The sequence below is a fragment of the Streptomyces sp. NPDC032126 genome, assembly GCF_055580085.1.
The window spans coordinates 57,843-76,886 of the sequence record NZ_JBVIMA010000003.1; the positions used below are offsets into that span (position 1 = coordinate 57,843).

A 19,044-nucleotide genomic window follows, 5' to 3' on the forward strand; every position below is an offset into this window, starting at 1 on the left:
CCTCCCCCTTCTCCTTCTGACATTTGTCACGCCGACTCATGACAGCCCGCACTGCTTCCCGCTGCCGATCGCCGGAACGCTGAAGGCATGAAGACCAGGGAACACGAGCACGTGATCGAGGTCACCGGCCTCAGGCGTGTGTACGGGGGCGGTTTCGAGGCGGTGCGCGGCATCGACTTCCACGTCGACCGGGGCGAGATCTTCGCCCTGCTCGGCACCAACGGGGCGGGCAAGACCTCCACGGTCGAACTCCTGGAGGGGCTCGCCCCGCCGGCCTCCGGCCAGGTCCGGGTGCTCGGGCACGACCCCTACGCCGAACGGGCCGCCGTACGGCCGCGCACCGGCGTGATGCTCCAGGAGGGCGGCTTCCCGTCCGAGCTGACCGTCGCCGAGACCGCGCGGATGTGGGCCGGATGCGTGAGCGGAGCCCGGCCCGAGGGTGAGGTACTGGGGCTCGTCGGACTCGCCGGCAAGACGGACGTACGGGTGAAGCAGCTGTCCGGCGGTGAGCGGCGGCGGCTCGACCTCGCGCTGGCGCTGCTCGGCGAACCCGAGGTGCTGTTCCTCGACGAGCCGACGACCGGACTGGACGCCGAGGGGCGCCGGGCCACCTGGGAACTGGTGCGGGCCCTGCGGGACTCCGGCACCACCGTGCTGCTGACCACCCACTACCTGGAGGAGGCCGAAGGACTCGCCGACCGGCTGGCCATCCTGCACGAGGGGCGGATCGCGGCCGCCGGGACACCGGCCGAGGTGACCGCCGCCCAGCCGTCGCGGATCTCCTTCGAGCTGCCCGAGGGCTACTTCGTGGGCGACCTGCCGCCGCTGGACCGGCTCGGCGTGTGCGGCCACGAGACCGACGGACGGGTCGTACGGCTGCGGACCCACGAACTCCAGCGGACGGCGACCGCGGTCCTGGTGTGGGCCGAGGCGGCCGGGGTGGAACTGCGCGGCCTCGACGCACGCTCGGCGTCGCTGGAGGAGGCGTTCCTGGGGATCGCCGCGGAGCGGGCTCGGGGGGCTGCCGTATGAGCGTCGTCGTCAGCCGGAAAGAGCGGCACGCAGGCGCCGCGACCACGCCCGGGAGCCGGCTCGCCGCCCTCGCCCGGGCCGAGTTCACCCTGCTCGGGCGCAGCAAAAGCACCCTGGTCGCGGCCGTGCTGGTACCGCTCGCGCTGCCCTTCACGCTGCGGTCCGTCGTGGACGACATGGGCGTCGAGGACGTCGGGCTGAACGTCGGGACGGTCCTGCTGCCGGCCGGCGTCGGCTTCTCCCTGCTCTTCGGTGTGTACGCCGCCCTCACCGGCATCTTCACCGCCCGGCGCGAGGAACTCGTGCTGAAGCGGCTGCGCACCGGTGAGCTGCGGGACGTCGAGATCGTCGGCGGTACCGCGCTGCCGGTCGTCGTCACCGGGCTCACCCAGTCGCTGGTGCTGGTGGCGGGCAGCGCGGTCCTGCTCGACATGCCCGCTCCGCGCGCGCCCCATCTCGCCGTGGCGGGGCTGCTGTTGGGGCTCCTCCTGTGCGCGGCGCTCGCCGCCGCCACCGCCGCCGTGACCCGGACCGTGGAGAGCGCGCAGGTCACCACCCTGCCGTTCGTCCTGGTCTCGATGATGGGCTCGGGTGTCACCGTCCCACTGGAACTGCTGCCCGACCGGCTGGCGTCGGTGTGCGAACTGCTGCCGCTGTCACCCGTCATCACCCTGGTGCGCGGCGGCTGGACCGGCCGGCTGTCGGGGTACGAGGAACTGGGCGCCCTGGCGACCGCGTTGGCCTGGACGGTACTCGCGGTGTTTGCTGTACGCCGGTGGTTCCGCTGGGAGCCACGGCGATGACGCAGGGGGGCGAGGTGTTCGGGCGCATACGGGACTGGCAGCGGCGCCACTGGAAGGACCGCAGCAAGGCCGAACGGGTCGAGCTCCAGAGCGTGCTCACCTGGTACGCCACGACGTGGATCTTCACGCTGTCCTGGCTCGTGCTGCCGCTGGTGGGCGGGCTGGAGCGACGGCCGCTGCCTATGATCGCCGGCGGCCTGCTGATCGTCGTGGCCTGCGCGCAGTGCGCGGAGGGCAACCGGCTCACGCGGCCCGTCCTCGACCACTACCTGCAGCGCGCCGAGCTGCCGCCGGGCGCCCTGCGCCGCTCCGCCGTCCTGCTGACCCTCGCCCTCGCCCTGCCGGTGCTGCTCGCCGCTCTGGACGCCGCCGACCCCCCGACCGTCCGGCTCGCCGTCGGCGCCGCGCTGCTGCCCTTCGGTCTGCTCTACGGCCTCGCCGTCCCGATACGGCTCTTCGTACGGCAGTCCCTCGTCCTGACGGCGGCCGTCGTGGCCGCGTTCGGGATCGCCGACCCCGATGCCATGGGAACCCTGGCCGTCGGGATCGTGTCCCTCTTCGCCACGGCCTTCTCCCTGCTCGCGTGCCGCTGCGGCGCCTGGACCCTGTCCGTGCTGTGGGAGGCGGAGCGGGCCCGGGAGGTGGAGGCGCGGCTCGCCGTCGCGGAGGAGCGGCTGCGGTTCGGGCGGGACCTGCACGATGTGATGGGGCGGAACCTCGCGGTGATCGCGCTCAAGAGCGAGCTGGCCGTGCAACTCGCCCGGCGGGGACGGCCCGAGGCCGTGGAGCAGATGATCGAGGTACAGCGCATCGCGCGGGAGTCGCAGCGGGAGGTGCGGGACGTGGTGCGCGGCTATCGCGAGGTCGATCTCGGGGTCGAACTGCTGGGCGCGCAGGGCGTGTTGACGGCAGCGGGGATCGAGTGCGCGGTGACCGGTGAGGCGACCGGGCTGCCCGCGCGGGTGCAGTCGGCGCTCGGCTGGGTCGTACGGGAGGCGGCGACCAATGTGCTGCGGCACGGTGACGCGGCGCGGTGCTCGGTGGGGCTGGACGTCTCGGACGGGCGCGTGGTGCTGACCGTGGAGAACGACGGAGCGGTGCCGTCGGCGGGGGAGGTCGACGGGACCGGGTCGGCCGTAGGGGCCGGTGGGGCGGTGGCTGCGACAGGGGTCGGTGGGTCCGGGCTCGTCGGGCTGCGGGAGCGGTTGCGGGAGGTCGGCGGGACCCTGGAGGCCGGGCCGGTGGGGGCCGGGGTGTTCCGGGTGGTGGCCGAGGTCCCGGTCGGGGTTCAGGAGCTGGCGTCGTGACCCTGCGGGTGCTGCTCGCCGACGACGAGCACCTCATCCGGGGCGCGCTGGCCGCGCTGCTCTCCCTGGAGGAGGACCTGGTGGTCGTCGCCGAGGCGGCGACCGGGCCGGAGGCACTGGCGATGGCGCGGGCCCATGAGCCGGACGTGGCGGTGCTGGATCTTCAGATGCCGGGCGCGGACGGTGTGAAGGTCGCCACATCGCTGCGCGGCGAACTGCCCGGGTGCCAGGTCCTGATCGTGACCAGTCACGGGCGGCCGGGGCATCTGAAGCGGGCGCTCGCGGCGGGTGTGCGGGGGTTCGTCCCGAAGACGGTCAGCGCGCAGCGGCTCGCGGAGATCATCCGGACCGTGCACGCCGGAAGCCGTTACGTCGACCCGGAGTTGGCCGCCGACGCGATCGCCGCCGGTGACTCCCCGCTGACCTCGCGCGAGGCCGAGGTGCTCGAACTCGCCGCCGACGGGGCGCCCGTCGCGGAGATCGCCGAGCGGGCCGCGCTGTCGCCGGGGACCGTGCGGAACTATCTCTCGTCGGCCGTCTCGAAGCTCGGGGCCGAGAACCGTCATGCGGCGGTGCGTCTCGCACGCGAGCGAGGTTGGGTATAGTTGCTCTCGCGCCACGGCGCATGCGGACGTAGCTCAGTTGGTAGAGCGCAACCTTGCCAAGGTTGAGGTCGCGAGTTCGAGCCTCGTCGTCCGCTCTGATCAAGCCCCCCGGCTTCTGCCGGGGGGCTTCTTCGTGTCCTGCTTCGCGTTCTACGACCAGCTCGTGCCCGTCAGGCGCTCGTACGCCTCGATGTACTTCGCCCGGGTGGCCTCCACGACCCGCTGCGGCAGCGGCGGCGGGGGCTGCTCGCTCTTGCGGTCCCAGCCCGACTCCGCCGAGGTCAGCCAGTCGCGCACGAACTGCTTGTCGTACGACGGCTGCGCGCGGCCCGGCTGCCACTGGTCGACCGGCCAGAAGCGGGAGGAGTCCGGGGTGAGGACCTCGTCGGCGATGACGAGCGTCCCGCCGTCGAAGCCGAACTCGAACTTGGTGTCGGCCAGGATGATGCCCCGGTCCCGGGCGATGTCCCGGGCCCGCGCGTACACGGCAAGGGTGGCCTGGCGCAGCTGGGCCGCCGTGTCGGCGCCGACCTGGCGGGCGACCTCCTCGTAGGAGACGTTCTCGTCGTGCTCGCCGACCTCGGCCTTGGTGGCGGGGGTGAAGATCGGGGCGGGCAGTTCGGAGCCGTCGACCAGGCCCTCGGGCAGGGCCAGACCGCAGACGGTCCGGGACTCGTTGTATTCGAGCAGGCCCGAGCCGGTGAGATAGCCACGGGCCACGCATTCCACCGGGACCATCTTCAGGGACTTGCAGACGAGGGTGCGGCCGGCCCAGTCGGCGGGGGCGCCCTCGGGGACCTCGGTGCTGATCACATGGTTCGGGGCCAGGTCGCGCAGCTGGTCGAACCACCACAGGGAGAGCTGGGTGAGGACCCGGCCCTTGTCGGGGATCTCCGTGGGCAGCACCCAGTCATAGGCGGAGATACGGTCGCTGGCGACCATCACGAGGTCGCCCGCCTCGTTCTGGTACAGCTCGCGCACCTTGCCGGTGTGCAGATGCACCAGGCCCGGAACCTCGATCGGCTCGGGCTTTTCTACGAATCCGGACACGGTTCCTCCCCGTGGGTCTGTCCAAGTGGCTCGATTCTCTCTTATCTCTCGGCGGGCTCGGACAGCGGGGTTGCGCGCGGTTCGTCCGGTACGACCCTTCAGTCGCGTTTGCAGATGCGATCCAGGAGATTGGCCGTGGCGCGCTGGATCCGGGCGTCCACGTGGCCGGGACGGTCCAGGGACGGGGACCAGGCGAACGTCCCGGACGCGAAGACCAGGGCGCCGGAGGGGGCGCGGTACAGGGAGGTCTCCTGGTGCCGGAGCACGCCCTCCACGTCGGTGTAGGGGGAGTGGGCCAGGAGGATGCGCTCCTCGTGCTCCGGGAGCGGCGTGCGCGGGAAGTAGCGGTCGGCCTCCCCCGCGACCAGGCCCGGGATCTCGTCGCCCTCGTGCGCGCCGGTCGCCTCCCACAGCCAGTGGTCGGCGTTGCGCACGATCAGCGGGTGCGGCTCGGGCACCCGGCCCGCGTACTGAATGCCGATCAACTGCTGCTCGGGACGGTCGATTTCCCGCCACAGCACCGGCCGGCCGGGGCCCTTGCGCTTGCGGCAGGTCAGCAGGCGGCCGGGGACACCGGACGGGGACGGCCCCAACTCGACCTGCCAGTACAGGGTGTTGGCGGAGAGGAAGACCAGGGAGGTGCCGCTGTCGCGGGCCAGTTCGACCGTGCGGCGCATGGCGGGCGACCAGTACTCGTCGTGACCGGGGAAGACGAGGCCCTGGTAGCGGGTGGGGTCGATGCGGCCGGCGTGCAGATCGCGGGCCTCGGCGTAGGCGAGGTCGTAGCCGTAGCGCTCGGCCCAGCGGATGACGTCGTAGGCGTGGCCGACGTGCAGGGGGAGGCCGGCGCCCGCGTAGGGGCGGTCGAAGGAGACCGTGGTGGCGGCGTCGGCCTCACCGAGGAGCCGGCCCCGCTCGTCCCAGGCGTGGTAGAGGCTGGCGCCGGTGCGGCCGTCCTCCGGGTAGAGGTTGTACGCCTGCCAGGTCACGTCGGGCAGCAGCAGGAGCAGGTCGGCGGGGCGGTTGTCGCGGACGGTGAAGGGGATGTGGGAGCGGTAGCCGTCGGCGGTGGTCAGCACGGCGACGTAGGCGCCGACGCTCCAGTACGAGGGGATCTGGAGGCGCCAGGACAGCCACCAGTGGTGGCAGGAGACCGTGCGGTCGGCGGTCAGGGGCGGGGGCTGGACGATGCCGGAGAGGCGGGGGCTGGTGGTGATCTTGGCGGCGCCGTCGCCGCCGTAGTGGCCGATGCGGTAGACGTCGACGCCGAACTCCTGGGGCGGGTCGACGGTGATGTGGAAGTCGACGGCCTCGCCCGGGGCGACCGCGCCGGTGGAGGTGAAGCCCTTGATCTGGCGGTGGACGTCGTCGGCGGAGCGGGGGCCGCCCACCGTGCGCGGGGCCGGGATCCGGGGGATGCCGGGGGCGGGCAGATGGGCCTGCCCGTCGACGTACCAGGGGACGACCTGGCCGGTGTCGTCGAAGTACGTGACATTGCCGCGCAGCCAGGGCACGGGGCCCTGGCCGAAGGGGTCCGTCACGGCGTGTGCCAGTGCTCCCGACTCCCAGCGGCGGATCTGCTCCGACTCCATGCGGTACCCCTCCCTCGTGCCCCCGTGGTCGTGAACGTCTCTGTGCGGTCGCCGGCGGTCGCTGTCTTGTCCGGCGATCGCTGTCTTATGTCGCGTGCCTTTGCCATGGGCGCGATCGGTCCCAGCACATCACATAACGCACGCGCGCTGTCACTATTCGTTGCGAATTGACCAGAAGTGGAGTTCGGGGCTCCGCTCGGTGGGGTGACGCTCAGCCGAGGCGGACCGGCTTCTCCGGGCGTATGCCCAGCTCGGCGAGCCAGCCGCGCAGGGGGGCCGGGTCGCCGTCCTCCACGAGGCTGAGGACGCGGGGAGTCAGATCGGCCGCGCGCTCGCCGTTGACGAGCAGGGCGGGGCCGTCGAGCCAGTCCAGGCCGGGAATCGCGCCGGCCGTGTCCATCGCCGCGCAGCAGATCATCGCCGTGACGTGGTCGGCGAGGAGTTCGCGGTCCGTGCGCGGGGGCTGGAGCGGGAAGAGGGGGAGGGCGGCGTCGTCCCAGAGGGCGGCGCTGTCGGGGCCGCCGGTCTGGGTGCGGGGGGCGGCCTCGGTCTCCTCGCGGGCGAGTTCCGCGCTGAGGCGGGCGGCGAGGAGACTCGTGTTCCCACCCGCATCACCCGGGCGGCTTTCGTCGTCGGGTGCGGGTGGCCCCGGTGGGGGGTGCTCGCCGTCGGCGGGTGCGGGGGGCGTTTGCCGGGGCTCCTCGCCTTCGGCGAGTGCGCGCTCGTCTGTGGGTGCGGGGACCGGGGGGTGGTCCGTCGGGTGGGTTGTCAGGTGGTCCAGGACTCTGGTCAGGGTCGGGGCGCTCGGGAGGGGGGCCGTGGAGGTCGGGGCCGTGCCCAGGGTGTCCAGGACCCGGTGCAGGCGGGACGCGTCCGTACGCCACTTGCGGTCCACCACCTCCTCCGGATACTCCGACCAGTCCACCGGGGACCAGTCCGGCCCGGGCTCGGCGGGGCCGCCGTGGAAGAGGCGGGCCGCGAGCAGCGACGCCGCCTCGTCGATCGCGCCCGGCTCCTCCAGCAGATCGCAGGCGGGGCGCTCGCCCAGACGGGAGGCGAAACCCTCGGCCAGACGGTCCCGGCGGGACAGCTCCGTCAGCGCGGCCACCACGCCCGCGTCCAGCCGGGACGGCCAGCGGCCCATCCGCCAGGCCGGCAGCGCGACCCGCGTGAGCAGCCGGTCCCAGCCCGCGTAGGCGAGGCCCACCTGTTCCTGGGCGACGATCCGCAGGCCGTAGTCCACGGTCTGCGCGCGCTCGGCGGCCGCCGAGGCGACCCCGCGCTCCATCTCGGCCGCGTGCACCCGGCAGCCGCGCAGCAGCAGCCGCGCCACCCAGCCGATCCCCGCGCAGGCCAGCCGGAAGGCCGGACACCGGCCACGGTCGGAGGAGGCGGCCACCGCGGCGTCCAGACCGCGCACGAAGCGCCGGGCCGCCGCTATGTCGGGGTGCGCCGACGGCCCCGTACCGGCGACGACCGGAGCGAGGACCGCGCGCAGCTCGCCGACGCGCATCCACCACAGGAAGGGGGAGCCGATGACGAGGACGGGCGCCGCCGCCGTACGACGGTGCAGGCGGCGGCCGGCGCGCGGGTCCGCTATCTCGTCGCGTCCCACCGGGGCGGGCGGGCCGTGGGCCGGATGGGTGCGGTCCTCCAGCCAGCTGTCGCAGTCCGGGGTGAGCGCTATCGCGGAGGGCGCCGGGACGTCGAGCCGGTCGGCCAGGTCGCGCACCAGCCGGTACAGATCCGGGGCCGCCTGCTCGGCGATCGGGACGGTCGGGCTGACGGCCGGACGGGCCCGGGCCACCACCAGGCCGATGATCCCGGCGGCCAGGAGGACCACGACGGCCACCACGGACGTCACCCAGCGGGCGGTGTCCCAGCCGCCGCCCACGAGATGCCCGGTGGAGCCGCCGCTGAACAGGATCACGGCCGCCGCGGCGGGCAGCAGCGCGACGCCGAGCGCCCGCCCGCGGATGCGCAGCACGGCGAGGGCCCGTGCGCGCGCGGCCTGCGCGCCCGCCTCCATGCCCATGCCCGTACCGGTCACGACCGGGCCCACCCCCTCCCCGCAGTCCTGGCTGCACCGGCCGTGCCGGCGGCGGCTCTCCTGGTCTTGCTCACTCCCCCACTGTGGCACCCGCCACTGACATCGCAATGCCGGTGGGCCAAGTGCCGGAACACTTGCGCCGCACCCTAGTTGGCGCCCCGGTCCCCGTCAGCCGGATGGCGCAGCGCTCACTCGATGGAATGGCTCTGGGGAGAGGTGATCGACGGTGAGCAACGGTCAGGCCCCGGATCCTTAGACGGTTCCGGGGCCTGCGGGGTTCATCGGATGCGGGGGTGCGCTCCCCCCGGCTGCGGGGGTGCGCTCCCCCGAGCGTCACGCGTCGGCGGCCGCCTTCGCGGCGATGTCCGTGCGGTGCTGGGAGCCGTCGAGGCCGATACGGGCGACCGCCTGGTACGCCCGTTCGCGGGCCTGGGTGAGGTCCTTGCCGGTCGCCGTCACGGACAGCACGCGGCCGCCCGCGCTGACGACGGCGTCGCCGTCCTGGCGGGAGCCGGCGTGCAGGACGTACGCGTGCGGGGCGTCCTCGCGCGCGACCTCGTCGAGGCCGGTGATCGGGTCGCCGGTGCGCGGGGTGCCGGGGTAGTTGTGCGAGGCGATGACCACGGTGACCGCCGCGTCGTCGCTCCAGCGCAGCGGCTCCAGGACATCGAGGTCGCCCGTCGCCGCGGCCTTCAGGACACCCGCGAGCGGGGTCTTCAGCCGGGCCAGCACGACCTGCGTCTCCGGGTCGCCGAAGCGGGCGTTGAACTCGATCACCCGGACACCGCGCGAGGTGATCGCGAGGCCCGCGTAGAGCAGGCCGGAGAAGGGGGTGCCGCGGCGGCGCAGTTCGTCGACCGTGGGCTGGAGGACGGTCTCCAGGACCTCCTCGACCAGCTTCGGGTCGGCCCAGGGCAGCGGGGAGTACGCGCCCATGCCGCCCGTGTTCGGGCCCTCGTCGCCGTCCAGGGCGCGCTTGAAGTCCTGGGCGGGCTGCAGCGGGACCACGGTCTCGCCGTCGGTGATCGCGAAGAGGGAGACCTCGGGGCCGTCGAGGAACTCCTCGATGACCACGCGCTCGCAGGCCGCCGCGTGCGCCTTGGCGGCGTCGAGGTCGGAGGTGACGACGACACCCTTGCCGGCGGCCAGGCCGTCGTCCTTGACGACATAGGGGGCGCCGAAGGCGTCGAGGGCCTCGGCGGCCTCCTCGGCGGTGGTGCAGACGTAGGAACGGGCCGTGGGCACGCCGGCGGCCGCCATCACGTCCTTCGCGAACGCCTTTGAGCCCTCCAGCTGCGCGGCCTCCTTTGAGGGGCCGAACACCGGGATGCCCGCCTCCCGTACGGCGTCGGCGACACCGGCGACCAGCGGGGCCTCCGGTCCGACGACCACCAGCTCGGCGCCGAGCTCGCGCGCGAGGGCGGTCACGGCGGCGCCGTCGAGGGCGTCGACCTGGTGCAGCTCGGCGACCTCGGCGATGCCGGCGTTGCCGGGGGCGCAGTGCAGCGCGGTGACGGCGGGGTCGAGGGACAGGGAGCGGCACAGGGCGTGTTCGCGGGCGCCGCTGCCGATGACGAGGACGTTCACGGGGCCCAGCGTAACGTCTGAACGGGCGGAGGCCGCAGGCCTGTGGGTTCCTCCAAGAGCCTTAGGTCAGTCAGCGGTCACTCGTTGGTGTACTCCTCGACCACCGTCGCTCCCAGCTCACGCACGATCAGGTCGTGGCCGGAGAGCGCCGACTCGTTGAGGTCGGGGTCGTCGTCCTCGGGGATGTCGTCCTCGGGGGCCACCGGCTCCGGGGCAGGGGGCTGATGGGCGGGGGCGGACGGGGCCGACGCCTGCGGTGAGGGCGCGGCGGGCGGGGCGGCCGTAGGGGCGGGAGGGCCGCCCGGAGAGGGGTGGGCGGGGGCGCTGCCGCCGTAGCCACCGCCGCTGCCGCCGTAGCCGCCGGTGGGGGTGCCGCCGAGGTTTCCGGCGGAGGGGCCGCCGTAGCCGCCGGGGGTGCTGCCCGGGGTGCCGCCGCCCGCGCCGCCGGACGGGTCGACGATCGCGTCGATCTTCCAGTGCACGTTGAACTGCTCGGCCAGCGCCTGGCGCAGCACGTCCTCGTGGACCCGGCCGACGAAGTTGTCGCGGGCGCCGGCGTTGACGAAGCCGAGCTGGAGGGTGGTGCCGTCGAAGCCGACCACCTGCGCGTTCTGGCTGAGCAGGATCCAGGTGACGCGGCGGATGTTCTTGATGGCTTCCAGGATGTTCGGCCAGAGCGTGCGGGGGTCCAGGCCGCCGGCCGAGGGGGCGTAGGCGGTGGGGGTGGGGGATGCGGGGGCCGCAGGGGGCGTCGAGGGCGGGGTGACGGCCGACGGTGCGGACGGGGTCGCCGCCGGCCGGGATCCGCCGCCCGCCTGAGCGGGCGTGGGCCAGCCACCGGGACGCCGCCCACTGCCCGCGGCGGTGGGGGTGGGCCAGGCGCCGGGAGCGGGCTGACCGGGCTGCTGGGTGGGGGCGTGGGCGGCGGGGGCCTGGGCGGGCGTGGCGCCGCCGGGCCAGGCGCCGGGGGCGGGGGCCTGCGCGGCGGGGGCGGAGGCCTGGGCGGGCTCGGGAGCTGGGGGCGCTGCCGGAGCCGGGGCGGCGGCAGCGGGGGCCTGCCCAGGGGCACTGGGCGCACCAAAGCCGCCCCCGGGCGCGCTGGGGCCACTAGGCGGCCCACCAGCCGCACCGAAGCCACCAGGCTGCCCACCAGCCCCGCTGGCGCCCGCACCGGCACCCGCACCGGCACCCACGCCGTCCCCGCCCCCGTTTCCGCCGCCACTTCCGCCCCGCACCGCAGCCCGGGCGGCAGCCGCGCCGCCGCCTGCCGGGAGCGGGGAGGTGGGGCCGGCGCCGCCGTGGGCGTCGGGACCGGGGACGTACGCCATGGCGGGCGCGCCGGCGGGTGCCGAGAAGTTGACGCCGCGCTCGATGCGGTCGAGGCGGGCCATGACGGAGCGCTCGTCGCCGTAGGCGGCGGGGAGCAGGACGCGGGCGCAGATCAGTTCGAGCTGGAGGCGGGGCGAGGTGGCGCCGCGCATCTCGGTGAGGCCCTCGTTGACGAGGTCGGCGGCGCGGCTGAGCTCGGCGGCGCCGAAGACGCCGGCCTGGGCCTGCATGCGTTCGATGACGTCGGCCGGGGCGTCGATGAGCCCCTTCTCGGCGGCGTCGGGGACGGCGGCGAGGATCACGAGGTCGCGCAGCCGCTCCAGCAGGTCGGCGACGAAGCGGCGCGGGTCGTTGCCGCCCTCGATGACGCGGTCGACGACCTCGAAGGCGGCGGAGCCGTCGCCGGTGGCGAACGCCTCGACGACGGAGTCGAGGAGGGAGCCGTCGGTGTAGCCGAGGAGGGAGGTCGCCATGGCGTATGTCACACCGTCGGTGGTCGCGCCGGCGAGGAGCTGGTCCATGACGGACATGGAGTCACGCACGGAACCGGCGCCGGCCCGCACGACGAGCGGGAGCACGCCGTCCTCGACGGGGATGTCCTCCTTCTGGCAGACCTCGCCGAGGTAGTCCCGCAGGGTGCCGGGCGGGACGAGCCGGAAGGGGTAGTGGTGGGTGCGCGAGCGGATGGTCCCGATGACCTTCTCGGGCTCGGTGGTGGCGAAGATGAACTTGAGGTGCTCCGGGGGCTCCTCGACGACCTTGAGCAGCGCGTTGAAACCGGCCGACGTGACCATGTGGGCCTCGTCGATGATGTAGATCTTGTAACGACTGCTCGCGGGCCCGAAGAACGCCTTCTCGCGCAGCTCACGGGCGTCGTCCACGCCACCGTGGGACGCGGCGTCGATCTCGATGACGTCGATGGAACCGGGGCCGTTGCGGGCGAGGTCGCGGCAGGACTGGCAGGTGCCGCACGGGGTCGGCGTGGGCCCCTGCTCGCAGTTCAGGCAGCGGGCGAGGATGCGCGCGCTGGTCGTCTTGCCGCACCCGCGCGGGCCGCTGAACAGGTACGCGTGATTGACCCGGTTGTTGCGCAGGGCCTGCTGCAGCGGGGCGGTGACATGCTCCTGCCCGATGACCTCTGCGAACGACTCCGGGCGATAGCGGCGGTACAGCGCGAGAGACGACACGCATACGAGGTTATAGGCGCCCACTGACAAAGCGGACCCGCGAACGGGGCTCCGCCCGGCAACGCAAGCGCCCCCCACGCACCCGCCAGAGCCGACCTACCCTTGCTGCCTTCCGGCCCTGGGGGAGTTCAGTCAGATAGCGCCGCGTGAGGGGCTGCCCAAACAGTACCCGATGCCGGGGCGAGGGAACGAGTTCGCGAGCACTCCTCAACGTCTTGTATTGTTTGCGGCGGAGGATTCGCCTAGAGGCCTAGGGCGCACGCTTGGAAAGCGTGTTGGGGGCAACCCCTCACGAGTTCGAATCTCGTATCCTCCGCCAGTGCCTCACCGGGCACGATGTCGAAGGGCCCCACCGTTCGCGGTGGGGCCCTTCGGCGTTGTCCGTCAGGTCAGCGGGCCGGTGGGGGTGGCCGTGGGTGACCTACGGTCGAGTTTCAGCTCATCTTGTCTCGAAACCCCAGGTCAATGACATGACACGGTTGCCGCCGTCCGGGTCTGTGCCCATGGCCACAGCGAGCGGAATGCCCGTGGCCCCATACTGAGGCATGACAAAGCCTGCGGCACCGAAGCGTCATCTGCCCACCAGCCCCTTCAAGGCCCCGGTCGCACCGGCTCCCAAGCACTTCGTCACGGGCGACCAGGTCACCCATGACGTGTACGGCCTCGGCCGGGTAGTCGGCATCGAGGACGGAATCGCGGCGCTCGTGGACTTCGGCTCGGCGCAGATGCGGATCCTGAGCCCGTACGCCAAGATGACCAAGCTCTAGCACCGCTGTGCCCGGTCACGGCGCGCCAGGCCCCATCAGGGACCTGTAACGAAAGGCAGACCTCTCATCGACCCAACGTCACTGTTCTCGGCCCTGGAAGGGCAACCCCGCCGTTCCACCGCGGTATCGCCGCCTCCGACGACACACCCCTTCCAGGCCCCGGACTTCGGCCAAGACGCGATCTTCTGGGCCGAGGATGCGCAGGAGCCCGCCCCGGACACGCATGCGGCGCGGCCCAAGGCCGCCTAGTGGGGGTTTCGCCGGCTCCTCATTCAGAGGGCCGGACCACGCAAGTGGTCCGGCCCTCTGGCGTTTCTCCGGCTCCCTCTCTGTCTTCGCCGCACGCCGTCGCTCACCCCAACGTGACTCGTATTCCGCCCTTCCTCAGGGAGGTGAGGGCTTCGGTGAGGAGGTTGTACGTGTGGCCGGTGGGGGTCAGGGTGTGGGTGAGGTGGTGGTGGCGGTCGCGGAGTGGTGCCAGAGGAGGGTCGCGGGGGCCGTGTAGCCGAAGGTGCCGCTCAGGCAGTCGTCCAGGGCGGCCAGGCAGCCGCCGAAGTAGCCGCCCGGGCCGTTCACCGCCTCGCCCAGCGCCAGGTAGAGGCCCGGTTCGTCGGTGATGTGCCGGCCGTCGAGTTCGTACGTCTGACCGGCCGGCCGGGAGGGGACGGCGCGGCGGCAGGAGCGCTCGCGGACGAGGTCGAGCCAGGCGCCGCGCTGCCGGGTGTCGAGGTCCGCCCAGGCCCCCGGGGTGTCCGGCGGCCCGGCGAGCCACCGCTCCCAGAGCGGACGGGCGTATGTCGGGACCGGGGTGAAGAGCCTTCCGTCGAGCTCCAGGTCGATCAGATCCGTGCCGCGCGGGGACGGGCGCCAGGCGCTGACGCGGGTCCACAGCAGTCGTTCGGTGAGCGGCTCGCCCTGGTCGTCCCGTATCTCCAGAGCCGCCTGCTCCAGGTCCAGCGCCCGGCGGGTGCCCTTCTCCAGTGCGGCCCGCAGGCGATCGCTCGGGGCGAGGCCGCGCAGTACGAGCGGGGGTTCCGGCTGTTCGGCCGGCAGAACGCGCGTGAATTCCCGGCAGGAGCCCAGCCGACGGTGTCCGTCGTGCACGCGGACGGAACCGATGTGGCCCTCGGGCGGTCCTTCGTAGTCGTCCTCGCCGGTGAGGACGAGGCTGTCCGTGCCCGGGCGAGGTCCTGGGCTCGCCGCGTCCTGCAGCAGCCAGGGGCCGAGGGTGTCGTCGTCCGGCACCAGCCATACCCGGCTGCCGATCCAGCCGCGTGCCTCGGCGCCGTCCGGTACCCAGCCGAACAGTTCGTACGTCCCGCGCGCGGGCTCTCCGAAGAGTCCGTCGACCGCGGCGCACTCTCCCCAGACGTGGCCGTCCTCCGTGTCCGTCAGCGTGTAGCGCCGTTGCCCGCCGCAGCTGTCGTCGTCTCTGTTCTCCCGCACGGCCGTCATCATGCTCGGAGCCGGCTGTCGGGGCGCGTCCTTTTCCGGGTGCGCCTGGGCTTCGGCGGCCGCACACACCCCGGAGGGCTGGGTCACTTCTGGTCCTTGTTGAAGGTCGACGTCGACCAGATGTAGCCGAGCGCGGCCAGTCCCAGGCACCAGGCCACCGCCAGCCAGCCGTTGTGGCCGATCTCGGTGCCGAGGAGGAGGCCGCGCAGGGTCTCGATGGCGGGGGTGAAGGGCTGGTACTCGGCGATCGGCCGGAACCAGCCCGGCATCGCGTCGAGCGGGACGAAGGCGCTGGACAGAAGCGGCAGCAGGATCAGCGGCATGGCGTTGTTGCTGGCGGCCTCGGCGTTGGGGCTGACCAGGCCCATGCCGACCGCGATCCAGGTGAGGGCGGTGGCGAAGAGCACGAGCAGCCCGAAGGCGGCGAGCCATTCCAGGACGGTGGCGTCGGTCGAGCGGAAGCCGATGGCCACGCCGACCGCGCCGACCAGGACCACGCTGACCACCGACTGCAGAACGCTGCCGATGACGTGGCCGATGAGCACGGAGGGACGGTGGATGGCCATGGTGCGGAAGCGGGCGATGATGCCCTCGCTCATGTCGTTGGCGACGGAGACCGCGGTGCCGATCGTGGTGGAGCCGATGGTCATCAGCAGCAGGCCGGGGACGAGGTACGCGATGTACACCGAGCGGTCCGGGGCGCCGCCGCTGATGCCCGCGCTCATGGTGTCGCCGAAGACGTAGACGAAGAGCAGCAGCAGCATGATCGGCGTGAGCAGCAGGTTCAGGGTGAGCGACGGGTAGCGGCGGGCGTGCAGCAGGTTGCGGCGCAGCATCGTGGCCGAGTCGCGCACGGCGAGGGAGAGGGTGCTCATCGGGCGGTCTCCTGGGGCTCGTTCGGCTGGTGGGGGATGTCCGCGCCGCCGGTGAGGGCGAAGAAGACGTCGTCGAGGTCGGGGGTGTGCACGGTCAGTTCGTCGGCCTCCACGCCGGCCGCGTCGAGCCAGTCGAGGATGGAGCGCAGTTCGCGCTGGCTGCCGTCGCTGGGGATCTGGAGGGCGAGGGACTCGTCGTCGCGGACGGTCTCGCGCAGGGCGGAGGCGGCGGCCCGGTAGGCGGCCGGGTCGGTGAAGCGGAGCCGGACGTGGCCGCCGGGGACGAGCCGCTTGAGCTGGTCGGCGGTGCCCTCGGCGGCGATCCTGCCCTGGTGGAGGACGGCGATGCGGTCGGCGAGTTCGTCGGCCTCCTCCAGGTACTGGGTGGTGAGGAAGACGGTGGCGCCGCCGGTGACCAGTTCGCGGATGATCTGCCACATGGTGTGGCGGCTGCGGGGGTCGAGGCCGGTGGTCGGCTCGTCGAGGAAGATGATCCGCGGGCTGCCGACGAGGGTCATGGCGATGTCGAGGCGGCGCTTCATGCCGCCGGAGTAGGTGGAGGCGGGTTTGCGCGCGGCCTCCACCAGGTCGAAGCGCTCCAGCAGTTCGGCGGTGACCTGCCGTCCCTCGCGCTGGGGGAGGTGGTGCAGGTCGGCCATGAGGAGCATGTTCTCCTCGCCGGTGATCAGCCCGTCCACGGCGGAGAACTGCCCCGTCACGCCGATCGCGGCGCGCACGGCCTGCGGATCGACGGCGAGATCGTGCCCGGCGATCCGCACCTGGCCGGCGTCGGCGGAGGTCAGGGTGGACAGGATGTTGACGGCGGTGGTCTTGCCGGCGCCGTTCGGGCCGAGCAGGGAGAAGATCGTGCCGGCCGGAACGTGGAGGTCGACGCCGTCGAGGACGGTCTTGTCGCCGTAGGACTTGCGCAACCCGTTCGCCGCGATGGCCAGGTCGGTCATGTGGGGCTCCTTCGGAGGCTGTGGGCGCTTCAGAGGCTGTGGGCGCTTCAGAGGCTGCGGGCGGTGATGTCGCCGTGGGAGGTGGTGGCGCGGATGTCGAGTTCGGCGGTGCCGTCGTTCTTCAGGGCGTTGCTCACGCGGCCGTGGGAGGTGCCGGCGTCGAGGACGGCCGAGACGCCGGGGGCGGCGGCGACGGAGATGTCGCCGGACTGGGTGTTGAGGACGACCGCGCCGCGCACGGCCTCGCCGATCCGGATGTCGCCCCGTGCGGTGCTGATCTCGGCGGGGCCGCTCAGTCGGCCGATCTCGACGTCGCCGTCGATCGCGGTGAGGCGGACGCTCGCGGCCTCGTCGATCTTGATCTGGCGGTAGGCGCCCTCGAAGTCGACGTCGCCGAGGCGTCCTACGCCACGGAGTTCGGCGGCGGCCGCCTTCGCCTCGACCCGGGAGCCGACGGGCAGTTGGACGGTGATCTCGACGGACCCGGAGTGCCCGAGGATCCGGTTCTTGGCCTCGGGGGCCTCGATCCGCAGGACGCCGTCGGCGTAGGCGACCTCGATCTCCTGCGCCGCCTTCACGTCCCGGCCCTTGGCGGCGTCGGCCGGGCGGACGTCGACGGTGGTGTCGGTGCGGTCGGCGGCGATGAGCTGGATACGGCCGGCGGGGATGTCCAGGACGGCGGAGATCAGGGCGGGGGTGGCGAACTTCTGCATCGCTGTTTCCTTCGATTCGTCGGTTCCGGATGTCGTGTCCGGATGTCGTTTCTGACGATGGAAAAGCTACGTTGCATTCAAGGATCAGGCAACATGCTTGTTGCACTTGAACAGCAAACGTGCAGATGAGAGCCCATAAATCGTTGCAACCGGACTGGATCTAACGCAACAGAATCCATCCCTCTGTTGCAATGAAAGAGAAGTGAACGCTATGCTCGGGGCACCCGGAACCATGGAGGACCGCAATGCCCGGAGGCAGGCTCACCCAGCAGGAACGCCAGCAGATCGCGCTGGGACTGGCCGACGGCCTCGCCTACGCGGAGATCGCCCGCCGCCTCGAACGCCCGACGTCGACGGTCACGCGCGAGGTCATGCGCAACGGCGGCCCCGCCGGCTACCGCGCGGACCTGGCCCACCGCGCCACGGAAAGGCGTGCGCACCGCCGCAGGCAGGCGCCCGCAGGCGCGAAAGCGCCCGTCCAGGGCGACGGACGCGACACCGAGGCCGTGCGCGAGTACGAGGAGGCGTTCACCACCGTCCTCATGCAGCAGGGCCTGCCCAAGATGGCGTCCCGGGTGCTGGTCTGCCTCTACATCAGCGACGCGGGCAGCCTCACCGCGTCCGAACTCGTCCAGCACCTCCAGGTCAGCCCGGCGACCATCTCCAAGACAGTCGGGCTCCTGGAGACCATGGGCCTGCTGCGTCGCGAACGCGACGAACGCCGCCGCGAGCGCTACTTCGCCGACAACGACGTCTGGTACCAGGGCATGATCACCGCCGCCCGGTCCCACGCGCAGCTCGCCGAGACCGCACGCCAGGGCGTCGCCCTCCTCGGCCCCGGCTCCCCGGCCGCCGTCCGCCTCCAGAACATCGCCCGCTTCGTGGACTTCGTCGGCGAGAGCATGGTCCGCGCGGCGGAACAGGCCCGCGAAGTCCTCTCCCCCCAGCCCGAGCCGAGCCCCGAGAACTGAGAACAGAACGGCCCGGGAGGCGGGCCCCTCCCGTACGGGGGACGGGACGGTCAGTCCGGGCCGCTCCAGTTGAACGGGTAGTGCTTGCTGGACTTGCCGGAGCGGTTCCACGTGAAACCAAAGGCGTCCGCCCGGTCGATCGTCGCGCGTCCGAGCGTCGCCACCTGGCCCGGGCCCACCTCCGCGCCGCCGGGGTTGTGCACCTGCACCCGGGCGTTGTCCGGTGTGGTGGGGCCGGAGAGGGCCTCCACGCGGGCCGACACCCGGTCCGGGACCTCCACGCTCCAGAATCCCAGCTCGGGGTCGATCTCCACCGTGATGGGAGCCACGTCCATGCCGCGCACCTCCATCGTGGCGAGCGAGCCGAACTGCTTCGGCCAGCCCCCGGCCTGCCCGCTGAAGATCGTGCCGAGCGCCTCGCGCTGCCCGTCGTCGGCGCGGGCGTCGACGAAGAAGGCCGCGTACGCGTCCGTCGCCTCACCGGCCCAGATGTTGCCGGTGAAGGAGCCGAGCATCAGGAAGTTCAGGCCGTCGAGGCGGACATCGCCGTAGTTGCCCTCGCGGATGTGCCAGACGAGCACGCCTTCGCACTCGCCGTCGGTCGGGGGCTGCGCGAACGCGCAGGGGCAGGGAACGGCGCAGCTGCAGGCGTCGAACCAGTCCCCGGACAGGTGCCAGGCCGTGGCAGCCGTTGTGGTCTCGGTCATCGGTCACCGACCTCCTCACCCCCGGCGGCCGCCCTTCCAGCATGCGCCGCGC

The 19,044-nt window shown here is 72.7% G+C and carries 15 protein-coding genes, 2 tRNA genes, 1 other RNA gene and 1 pseudogene; 8 read left to right on the forward strand and 11 right to left on the reverse strand.

The annotated features are described in order from the left end of the window. The first annotated feature begins 87 nt into the window (after window positions 1–87). The 5 genes from ACZ5NW_RS13205 to ACZ5NW_RS13225 all read left to right on the forward strand — a co-directional run bounded on the left by ACZ5NW_RS13205 (window position 88) and on the right by ACZ5NW_RS13225 (window position 3,842). Window positions 88–1,032, forward strand: coding sequence for an ABC transporter ATP-binding protein (locus ACZ5NW_RS13205; protein ID WP_468743921.1), 945 nt, complete (start codon window positions 88–90; stop codon window positions 1,030–1,032). Further along, window positions 1,029–1,835 (forward strand): ABC transporter permease, encoded by an 807-nt coding sequence (locus tag ACZ5NW_RS13210; protein ID WP_468743922.1) that lies wholly within the window; start codon window positions 1,029–1,031, stop codon window positions 1,833–1,835. The genes ACZ5NW_RS13205 and ACZ5NW_RS13210 overlap by 4 nt, the downstream gene beginning before the upstream one ends. Then, complete coding sequence (locus tag ACZ5NW_RS13215) at window positions 1,832–3,142, forward strand: sensor histidine kinase (protein WP_468743923.1); 1,311 nt, start codon at window positions 1,832–1,834, stop codon at window positions 3,140–3,142. Before ACZ5NW_RS13210 ends, ACZ5NW_RS13215 begins: the two co-directional genes overlap by 4 nt. 2 nt (window positions 3,143–3,144) lie before the next feature. Continuing rightward, entirely contained in the window at window positions 3,145–3,747 is a 603-nt protein-coding gene (locus ACZ5NW_RS13220; RefSeq protein ID WP_468744476.1) for a response regulator, read from the forward strand. Between the two features lie 22 nt (window positions 3,748–3,769). Further along, a tRNA-Gly gene (locus ACZ5NW_RS13225) sits at window positions 3,770–3,842 on the forward strand. A 55-nt stretch (window positions 3,843–3,897) separates the two neighbouring features. On the opposite strand, the gene ACZ5NW_RS13230 is transcribed toward ACZ5NW_RS13225, so the two are convergent. The 6 genes from ACZ5NW_RS13230 to ffs form a co-directional block, all read right to left on the reverse strand. Further along, entirely contained in the window at window positions 3,898–4,797 is a 900-nt protein-coding gene (locus ACZ5NW_RS13230) for a phosphoribosylaminoimidazolesuccinocarboxamide synthase (RefSeq protein ID WP_468743924.1), read from the reverse strand. 98 nt (window positions 4,798–4,895) lie between these two features. Continuing rightward, the gene (locus ACZ5NW_RS13235; RefSeq protein WP_468743925.1) at window positions 4,896–6,389 is read right to left on the reverse strand and encodes a N,N-dimethylformamidase beta subunit family domain-containing protein; all 1,494 of its coding nucleotides are present in this window, start codon (window positions 6,387–6,389) and stop codon (window positions 4,896–4,898) included. 211 nt (window positions 6,390–6,600) lie between these two features. After that, entirely contained in the window at window positions 6,601–8,424 is a 1,824-nt protein-coding gene (locus ACZ5NW_RS13240; protein ID WP_468744477.1) for a M48 family metalloprotease, read from the reverse strand. A gap of 348 nt (window positions 8,425–8,772) precedes the next feature. Continuing rightward, window positions 8,773–10,026 (reverse strand): phosphoribosylamine--glycine ligase, encoded by a 1,254-nt coding sequence (gene purD / locus ACZ5NW_RS13245; RefSeq protein ID WP_468743926.1) that lies wholly within the window; start codon window positions 10,024–10,026, stop codon window positions 8,773–8,775. 77 nt (window positions 10,027–10,103) lie between these two features. Beyond that, on the reverse strand, window positions 10,104–12,542 hold the full coding sequence (locus ACZ5NW_RS13250; RefSeq protein ID WP_468743927.1) for a DNA polymerase III subunit gamma and tau: 2,439 nt from the start codon (window positions 12,540–12,542) through the stop codon (window positions 10,104–10,106). Window positions 12,543–12,602: 60 nt separating this feature from the next. Beyond that, window positions 12,603–12,701: signal recognition particle sRNA small type (gene ffs, locus ACZ5NW_RS13255), an RNA gene on the reverse strand. 72 nt (window positions 12,702–12,773) lie between these two features. Between ffs and ACZ5NW_RS13260 the strand changes: the two genes are divergently transcribed. Together ACZ5NW_RS13260 and ACZ5NW_RS13265 are read left to right on the forward strand one after the other, a co-directional pair. Then, window positions 12,774–12,861, forward strand: a tRNA-Ser gene (locus tag ACZ5NW_RS13260). Window positions 12,862–13,087: 226 nt separating this feature from the next. Then, window positions 13,088–13,309, forward strand: a complete 222-nt coding sequence (locus tag ACZ5NW_RS13265) for a hypothetical protein (protein WP_468743928.1) — start codon at window positions 13,088–13,090, stop codon at window positions 13,307–13,309. Window positions 13,310–13,661: 352 nt separating this feature from the next. On the opposite strand, the pseudogene ACZ5NW_RS13270 reads toward ACZ5NW_RS13265, so the two are convergent. The 4 genes and pseudogenes from ACZ5NW_RS13270 to ACZ5NW_RS13285 all read right to left on the reverse strand — a co-directional run bounded on the left by ACZ5NW_RS13270 (window position 13,662) and on the right by ACZ5NW_RS13285 (window position 17,314). Further along, window positions 13,662–14,767, reverse strand: a pseudogene (locus ACZ5NW_RS13270) (barstar family protein). A gap of 80 nt (window positions 14,768–14,847) precedes the next feature. Then, window positions 14,848–15,639: an ABC transporter permease gene (locus tag ACZ5NW_RS13275; protein WP_468743929.1), complete on the reverse strand. Its 792-nt coding sequence runs from the start codon at window positions 15,637–15,639 to the stop codon at window positions 14,848–14,850. Then, window positions 15,636–16,601 (reverse strand): ATP-binding cassette domain-containing protein, encoded by a 966-nt coding sequence (locus ACZ5NW_RS13280; protein ID WP_468743930.1) that lies wholly within the window; start codon window positions 16,599–16,601, stop codon window positions 15,636–15,638. Before ACZ5NW_RS13280 ends, ACZ5NW_RS13275 begins: the two co-directional genes overlap by 4 nt. Before the next feature lie 47 nt (window positions 16,602–16,648). Continuing rightward, a complete protein-coding gene (locus ACZ5NW_RS13285) occupies window positions 16,649–17,314 on the reverse strand; it encodes a DUF4097 family beta strand repeat-containing protein (RefSeq protein WP_468743931.1) in 666 nt (221 codons plus the stop codon). 245 nt (window positions 17,315–17,559) lie between these two features. On the opposite strand from ACZ5NW_RS13285, the gene ACZ5NW_RS13290 reads away from it, so the two are divergent. Beyond that, window positions 17,560–18,285 carry a helix-turn-helix domain-containing protein gene (locus ACZ5NW_RS13290; RefSeq protein WP_468743932.1) on the forward strand — a complete coding sequence of 242 codons (726 nt, stop codon included), beginning with the start codon at window positions 17,560–17,562 and terminating at the stop codon, window positions 18,283–18,285. 50 nt (window positions 18,286–18,335) lie between these two features. Here ACZ5NW_RS13290 and ACZ5NW_RS13295 read toward each other — a convergent pair whose 3' ends face one another. After that, a complete protein-coding gene (locus ACZ5NW_RS13295; protein ID WP_468743933.1) occupies window positions 18,336–18,992 on the reverse strand; it encodes a DUF1326 domain-containing protein in 657 nt (218 codons plus the stop codon). Window positions 18,993–19,044 lie beyond the last annotated feature (52 nt).

Bases quoted from the DNA above. Each gene is read 5' to 3' on its own strand.
- ACZ5NW_RS13205 (WP_468743921.1), top strand. From the start codon at position 88: ATGAAGACCAGGGAACACGAGCACGTGATCGAGGTCACCGGCCTCAGG.
- ACZ5NW_RS13210 (WP_468743922.1), top strand. From the start codon at position 1,029: ATGAGCGTCGTCGTCAGCCGGAAAGAGCGGCACGCAGGCGCCGCGACC.
- ACZ5NW_RS13215 (WP_468743923.1), top strand. From the start codon at position 1,832: ATGACGCAGGGGGGCGAGGTGTTCGGGCGCATACGGGACTGGCAGCGG.
- ACZ5NW_RS13235 (WP_468743925.1), bottom strand. From the start codon at position 6,389: ATGGAGTCGGAGCAGATCCGCCGCTGGGAGTCGGGAGCACTGGCACAC.
- ACZ5NW_RS13240 (WP_468744477.1), bottom strand. From the start codon at position 8,424: ATGGGCATGGAGGCGGGCGCGCAGGCCGCGCGCGCACGGGCCCTCGCC.
- ACZ5NW_RS13265 (WP_468743928.1), top strand. From the start codon at position 13,088: ATGACAAAGCCTGCGGCACCGAAGCGTCATCTGCCCACCAGCCCCTTC.
- ACZ5NW_RS13275 (WP_468743929.1), bottom strand. From the start codon at position 15,639: ATGAGCACCCTCTCCCTCGCCGTGCGCGACTCGGCCACGATGCTGCGC.
- ACZ5NW_RS13280 (WP_468743930.1), bottom strand. From the start codon at position 16,601: ATGACCGACCTGGCCATCGCGGCGAACGGGTTGCGCAAGTCCTACGGC.
- ACZ5NW_RS13285 (WP_468743931.1), bottom strand. From the start codon at position 17,314: ATGCAGAAGTTCGCCACCCCCGCCCTGATCTCCGCCGTCCTGGACATC.
- ACZ5NW_RS13290 (WP_468743932.1), top strand. From the start codon at position 17,560: ATGCCCGGAGGCAGGCTCACCCAGCAGGAACGCCAGCAGATCGCGCTG.
- ACZ5NW_RS13295 (WP_468743933.1), bottom strand. From the start codon at position 18,992: ATGACCGAGACCACAACGGCTGCCACGGCCTGGCACCTGTCCGGGGAC.